Genomic DNA, 3,053 nt, shown 5'->3' with positions numbered 1-3,053 from the left:
AGGCTGATTCATGTCCATCCGGACCCGAACGAGCTGAACCGCACCTATCGAACCGACCTCGCGATCTGCGCTGAACCTAGTGAGTTTTGGGACACCGTCGGCCGCTTCTTCCCGCCTCGGCAGCGGTCCGGCGCAGCCGAGGCGCACGCCGAGTACCTCGCCTGGTCGACGCCAGAGCCCCGCCCCGGCGTTCGCCTCGACCTCGGCATGGTCGTCCTCGCGATGCGCGGGCAGCTCCCGGCCGACAGCATCATCTGCAATGGCGCGGGCAACTTCTCCGGCTGGTGGCACCGCTACTGGCGCTACGCCGGCCCCGGCACGCAGCTCGCGCCCACCGCCGGCGCGATGGGCTATGGCCTGCCCGCCGCCGTCGCCGCCGCGCTGCGCCGCCCCGATCGCTGCGTCGTCGCGGTCTGCGGCGACGGCGACTTGCTGATGAACGGGCAGGAACTCGCCACCGCCGTCCAGCACGGTTGCTCGATCCTGGTCATCGTCGTCGATAATGGCGGCTATGGCACGATCCGCATGCACCAGGAGCGCGCCTTTCCCGGCCGCGTCAGCGCGACGGCGCTGCGCAATCCCGATTTCGCCGCGCTCGCCCGCGCTTATGGCTGCTGGGCGGAGACGGTGGAGCGGACGGATGATTTCGCCCCGGCCTTCGCTCGCGCGCAGGTTCAGGGCGGCGTCCGGCTCCTGCATCTCAAGACCGACATCGAGGAGATTACGCCCGCGACGACGCTGAGCGAGATTGCCCGGCGATAAGGCCGGCGACCATGAGGCCCGTGTCGCTGCCTGCGTGATACGAAAAGGCCGCCCCGGTTGCCCGAGGCGGCCCTGCGAAACGGATCGGCTTGGTGGCCGTTACTGATTAGGTGTCAGACCTTGTCGCCGAACGCGCCCTTGACCGAGCCGACGACGCCTTCGCCCTTGCCCTTCAGTTCCTGGCCGGCACCTTCGGCCTGCAGCTTGTCGTCCTCGTGCGTGCGATTGGGGTCGTTCGGGTCGCCGGCCAGCGCCTGCTTGGCCTTGCCCACGACCTCGTCGAACTCGCCCTTGATCTTGTCGGTCAGCTCGCCCATCGCTCTAACTCCTTGCTTGGATGATGCAGGTTAGAACGGCCCACGCCGCTTCCTGTTCCGTCAGATCAATCCCGCCAGCGGGCTGGACGGATCGGCATAGCGCCGCCGTCCCATCCGCCCCGCGCGATAGGCGAGCCGCCCCGCCTCCACGCCCGCGCGCATCGCCGACGCCATCATCACCGGGTCCTTCGCCTCCGCGATGGCGGTGTTCATCAGCACGCCGTCGCAGCCCAATTCCATCGCCACCGCCGCGTCGCTCGCGGTCCCGACGCCCGCGTCGACCAGCACCGGCACGCCCGCGCCCTCCACGATCAGGCGGATCGTGACGAGGTTCTGGATGCCCAGCCCCGAGCCGATCGGCGCGCCCAGCGGCATGATCGCGACCGCGCCCGCCTCCTCCAGCTGCCTCGCCGCGATCGGGTCGTCGACGCAATACACCATCGGCTCGAAGCCCTCGGCGACCAGCGTCTCCGTCGCGCGCAGCGTCTCGCGCATGTTGGGGTACAGCGTGCGCGCCTCGCCCAGCACCTCCAGCTTGACGAGGTTCCACCCTCCCGCCTCGCGCGCCAGCCGCAGCGTGCGCACCGCGCTCTCCGCGTCGAAGCAGCCGGCGGTGTTGGGCAGGTAGGTGAAGCGCTTGGGATTGATGAAGTCGGTCAGCATCGGCTGGTTCGGGTCGCTGACATTGACCCGGCGCACCGCCACCGTGACGATCTCCGCCCCCGACGCCTCCAGCGCGGCCGCGTTCTGCGCGAAGTCCTTATACTTGCCGGTGCCGACGATCAGCCGCGACCGGAACGTCCGTCCCGCCACCGTCCAGCTGTCCGCGTCCACGGCGGACAGATGATCGCCGCCGCCGACGAAGTGCACGATCTCCAGATCGTCGCCGTCCTCAACGGTCACCTGCGCCAGCGTCGAGCGCGGCACCACCTCAAGGTTGCGCTCCACCGCCACCTTCTCGGCCACCAGGCCCATCTCGGTCGCGAGTTGCGCCAGCGTCAGCCCGGCGGCGACCCGCTTGTGCTCGCCGTTGACGGTGATGGAGACGGTGCCGTCGGTGTGGGGCATCGATCCGTTCAGCCGCCCAGGAGCTTGGCTATGGCGACACCGGCGGCGATGAAGGCGGAGGCTGCTCCCATCCCGGTAAAGACCAGGGTCACGGGCGCCGACCTCTTCTCCTGCCTGATCTTGGCAGCCTCCTCGCGGGCCTTCTCCGCCTCAACCCGCATCTTGGCGGCGTTCGCCAATGCCTGATCGATGCGGGCGGCCTGCTCGCGGATGTCGAACGTCGGTTCGGTTGAGAGCGGTTCGCTAGCCATAACGACGCCTTCAATATAGGTAAGGTCGCGAGATAGCGAGACCCATGCCCGACCTCATCTACGTCCTGAACGGCCCCAACCTCAACCTGCTCGGCACCCGCGAGCCGGAGGTATACGGCCACGACACGCTCGACGACATCGCCGGCCGGCTCGACGACCACGCACGCGAGCTGGGGCTGGAGGTCGACCTGCGCCAGTCCAACCACGAAGGCCACCTGATCGACTGGCTGCACGAGGCGCAGGCGCGCGGCGCCCGCGCGGTGCTGCTCAACGCGGGCGGGTTCACGCACACCTCCGTGGCGCTCCACGACGCGGTCAAGGCGATCGCGACGCCGGTGATCGAGGTGCATCTCTCCAACCCGCACGCGCGCGAGCCCTTCCGCCACGTCAGCCTGATCGGCCGCGCGGCGCGGGGCACGGTCGCCGGGTTCGGCGCGCTGTCGTACCTGCTCGCGCTTGAAGCGGCGGCACGCATCTGACAGGGCGGGCCGATGGCTGAACGCACCCTGGACGTGGAGCTGATCCGTCAGCTCGCCGAACTGCTGGACAGATCCAGCCTGACCGAGATCGAGGTGGAGGACGAGGGCGTGCGCATCCGCGTCGCGCGCACCGCCGCGGCCGTGTCGGCGGCGCCGGCGGTGATCCACCATGCCGC

The 3,053-nt window shown here is 69.4% G+C and carries 5 protein-coding genes and 1 pseudogene; 3 read left to right on the top strand and 3 right to left on the bottom strand.

The window, feature by feature from the left end; genetic code table 11:
- On the top strand, positions 1 to 762 hold a 762-nt coding region (locus HUU95_RS12490; protein ID WP_254602784.1), incomplete at its 5' end, for a thiamine pyrophosphate-dependent enzyme.
- A 113-nt stretch (positions 763 to 875) separates the two neighbouring features.
- On the opposite strand, the gene HUU95_RS12485 is transcribed toward HUU95_RS12490, so the two are convergent.
- Genes HUU95_RS12485 through HUU95_RS12475 form a run of 3 tightly spaced genes read right to left on the bottom strand, consistent with a single transcriptional unit; the run spans position 876 to position 2,398 of the window.
- Positions 876 to 1,079: a CsbD family protein gene (locus HUU95_RS12485; RefSeq protein ID WP_174280399.1), complete on the bottom strand. Its 204-nt coding sequence runs from the start codon at positions 1,077 to 1,079 to the stop codon at positions 876 to 878.
- Positions 1,080 to 1,139: 60 nt separating this feature from the next.
- Positions 1,140 to 2,147, bottom strand: coding sequence for a sulfur carrier protein ThiS (thiS, locus tag HUU95_RS12480; RefSeq protein WP_174280398.1), 1,008 nt, complete (start codon positions 2,145 to 2,147; stop codon positions 1,140 to 1,142).
- 8 nt (positions 2,148 to 2,155) lie between these two features.
- Entirely contained in the window at positions 2,156 to 2,398 is a 243-nt protein-coding gene (locus tag HUU95_RS12475) for a hypothetical protein (protein WP_174280397.1), read from the bottom strand.
- Positions 2,399 to 2,442: 44 nt separating this feature from the next.
- On the opposite strand from HUU95_RS12475, the gene aroQ reads away from it, so the two are divergent.
- Together aroQ and HUU95_RS14640 are read left to right on the top strand one after the other, a co-directional pair.
- Positions 2,443 to 2,877 (top strand): type II 3-dehydroquinate dehydratase, encoded by a 435-nt coding sequence (gene aroQ, locus HUU95_RS12470; RefSeq protein WP_174280396.1) that lies wholly within the window; start codon positions 2,443 to 2,445, stop codon positions 2,875 to 2,877.
- 12 nt (positions 2,878 to 2,889) lie between these two features.
- Positions 2,890 to 3,053, top strand: a pseudogene (locus tag HUU95_RS14640) (acetyl-CoA carboxylase biotin carboxyl carrier protein); the annotation flags it as partial.

The organism is Sphingomonas bacterium (assembly GCF_903643065.1).
GTDB lineage: Bacteria > Pseudomonadota > Alphaproteobacteria > Sphingomonadales > Sphingomonadaceae > Sphingomonas.
This window is presented reverse-complemented; position numbering and strand designations above follow the sequence as displayed.

Coding starts and splice junctions, on each gene's coding strand:
- HUU95_RS12485 (WP_174280399.1), bottom strand. CDS start 1,079: ATGGGCGAGCTGACCGACAAGATCAAGGGCGAGTTCGACGAGGTCGTG.
- thiS (WP_174280398.1), bottom strand. CDS start 2,147: ATGCCCCACACCGACGGCACCGTCTCCATCACCGTCAACGGCGAGCAC.
- HUU95_RS12475 (WP_174280397.1), bottom strand. CDS start 2,398: ATGGCTAGCGAACCGCTCTCAACCGAACCGACGTTCGACATCCGCGAG.
- aroQ (WP_174280396.1), top strand. CDS start 2,443: ATGCCCGACCTCATCTACGTCCTGAACGGCCCCAACCTCAACCTGCTC.